The sequence below is a fragment of the Hymenobacter sp. AT01-02 genome (assembly GCF_000961955.2).
Taxonomy (GTDB): domain Bacteria; phylum Bacteroidota; class Bacteroidia; order Cytophagales; family Hymenobacteraceae; genus Hymenobacter; species Hymenobacter mucosus.
Genome location: NZ_JZIR02000173.1, coordinates 1 through 1050 on the forward strand (window position 1 = coordinate 1; position 1050 = coordinate 1050).

The following is a 1050-nucleotide window of genomic DNA, read 5'->3' on the forward strand; positions in this document are numbered from 1 at the left end:
GGGTGTAGCCCACGGTCAGGTTTTTCAGGCGCAGGTAGGAGCATCCTCCAGGTACCAGTCGGAGGGTAGGCTGAAGTTTTTGTTGGCGTCGTTGAGCGAGAGGCGTGGGATGCTGGAGTCGGGGTTCTGGGGCGTCCAGGCGTCGAGCACATGGCGGTCCAGGTTGTAGCCCTGCAAGCCAGCGTTGTAGGTAGCAAACTTGTAGCCATTGAACAGCTTCACGCCGCTCACGCCCTGCCAGAACACGCTCAAATCAAAGCCCTTCCACTGTCCGTTGAGGGTAAGCCCATAAGTTTGCTTGGGCATGGCATTGCCCATGAACACGCGGTCCTTGTCGTCAATGCGGCCGTCGCCGTTGGTGTCCCGGAACTTCAGGTCGCCGGGTTTGGCGCTGGGCTGAATCAGCTTGCCGTCGCCGTTGGTGTAGGCGCTTACCTCTTGCTCAGAGCGGAACAGTCCTTCGGTCGGCACCAGGTAGTAGCATACAGGGGCTGCCCCACGGCCGAGCGGAAGGGGTACATCTGGGTGCGCACGTTGTCGGTGTGCTGAATGAACTCACTGCCGTAGCCGTTGAGGTCCTGCACCCGGTTTTTCAGCGTGGCCACGTTGCCGTTGATCTGGAAGGCGACGGGTCCGGCCTGGCCGGCGTACCCCACACTCAGTTCCCAACCCTTATTAAGCACAGTGCCCACGTTGGCCGTGGGGCCTTCGCCTACTCCACTGCTGGGGTTGGGTGCAATGGGCAGAATCAGGCCGCGGGTAAACTTCTGGAAGTAATCGGCCGTCAGGGTCAGGCGGTTATCCAGCAGGCCCACGTCTAGGCCGGCATCGAAGGTTTCGGACCGCTCCCATTTCAGGTCGGGGTTCGATTGCTTGTTGATGTAGTAGCCGTTGCTGTAGCCCGGGGTGCTGCCTAAGTAGGCCTGGCTGCCAACGAGCGGCACGTTGTAGGCGTAGTAGTTCACCGACTGAATATTGCCGATCTGGCCCCAGGAGGCCCTCAGCTTCAGCGTCTGTACGGCGGGCACTTGGAAGAAGGACTCCGATGAT

At 60.4% G+C, this 1050-nt stretch carries 2 protein-coding genes; both read right to left on the reverse strand.

Annotated elements, in window-relative coordinates; genetic code table 11:
* Positions 1-24 precede the first annotated feature (24 nt).
* Complete coding sequence (locus tag VI25_RS22005; RefSeq protein ID WP_055562899.1) at positions 25-471, reverse strand: hypothetical protein; 447 nt, start codon at positions 469-471, stop codon at positions 25-27.
* On the reverse strand, positions 432-1050 hold a 619-nt coding region (locus VI25_RS22010), incomplete at its 5' end, for a TonB-dependent receptor domain-containing protein (protein WP_236705204.1). The genes VI25_RS22010 and VI25_RS22005, both read right to left, overlap by 40 nt.